This is a genomic window from Brachyspira sp., from assembly GCF_050873525.1.
In the GTDB taxonomy this organism is placed as follows: Bacteria; Spirochaetota; Brachyspiria; order Brachyspirales; family Brachyspiraceae; genus Brachyspira.
Genome location: NZ_JBNMIZ010000347.1, coordinates 1 through 1337 on the forward strand (window position 1 = coordinate 1; position 1337 = coordinate 1337).

General features: G+C 29.8%; 1 protein-coding gene. It reads right to left on the reverse strand.

Features of this window, described 5'->3' with window-relative positions; genetic code table 11:
- Positions 1-259 precede the first annotated feature (259 nt).
- Positions 260-1198, reverse strand: coding sequence for an L-lactate dehydrogenase (locus ACR0QS_RS13245; protein WP_432633923.1), 939 nt, complete (start codon positions 1196-1198; stop codon positions 260-262).
- Positions 1199-1337 lie beyond the last annotated feature (139 nt).

Consider the following 1337-nt stretch of genomic DNA (forward strand, 5'->3'; position numbering starts at 1 on the left):
ATAAATTAAATTTGATTAAATTTATTACTTAAATATTAACTAAAGGATATTTATTAATGTCGAACGAAGCTAATAATTCTCAAACTGTGAATATAAACGCGGAAAAAGAGAATAGACATGAAAAAATTAAAACCTTATCTTAAGAAAGATAGTTTTTACAGGTATTTGTTTGATTGAATAATTATAATAATTTTAGAAAATTATAACCGAGTTCTTTTATTATAAGGACTCGGTTTTTATTTTCAAATCATTTATAAATTTATTTTTTAATACTCTCATAAGCCGATTTTAATTTATTTGCCGATTCATTTAAATAAGTTTTTTCTCTTTCATTTAAAGTGATTGGAATAATCTTTTTTACTCCTTCACGGCATATTAACGAAGGTATTCCCAAACAAACATCTTTTATTCCGTATTCTCCGTTCAAAAAATGCGAAACGGGAAGAATAGAATATTCGTCTCTTATAATCGCCTGCGCTATTCTTTTAACCGCCATAGCCACTCCGTAAAAAGTAGCTCCTTTTTTCTCTATTATATGATAGGCGCTGTTTCTTACTTCGTCAAGTATTTCTTCCAAATTTATATCGCAAGAATCGAATATATTTTTGCAATAATCTTCTATATGAATTCCCGCTATATCGGCGTTGCTCCAAACCGCTAATTCGCTGTCGCCATGTTCTCCGATTATAAAAGCATGAATATTTTTGCTGTCGACTTCCAATTTTTTACTAAGCAAATATCTTAAACGCGAAGTGTCTAAAACGGTTCCGCTTCCTAAAACTCGCTCTTTAGGAAAACCGCTTAATTCTAACGCAAGCATAGTAAGAATGTCTACGGGATTTGAAACTATAAGTAAAATACAGTCTTTATTATATTCGGTTATGCTCGGAATGATTTTTTTGAATATTGACGCGTTTTTATTTATTAAATCTATTCTTGTTTCTCCGGGCATTTGATTCGCTCCAGCCGTCACTATAACCAAATAAGCGTCATGCAAATCTTTATAATCTCCAGAATATATGTTGACGGGATTTGTAAATTGAATTCCATGAGCTATATCTAAAGCCTCGCCTTCCGCTTTATTTTTATTGACATCTATTATAACTATCTCGTTGAATAGTCCGCTTTGAACCAGAGTAAAAGCTGTAGTCGCTCCCACTCCTCCAGCTCCTATTATCGCGCATTTTTGTATATTCATTTTAATCTCCTTAAAATATTTTTTAAATTTAATTTTAAAAATTATATTATAATTATAACCTAATAAATGTTAGAATGGTAAAACATTGTATAAAGAAATTTTTAATATATTTGATAATAAAAAAGCGTCAAATATAAAC

Coding starts and splice junctions, on each gene's coding strand:
- ACR0QS_RS13245 (WP_432633923.1), bottom strand. CDS start 1,198: ATGAATATACAAAAATGCGCGATAATAGGAGCTGGAGGAGTGGGAGCG.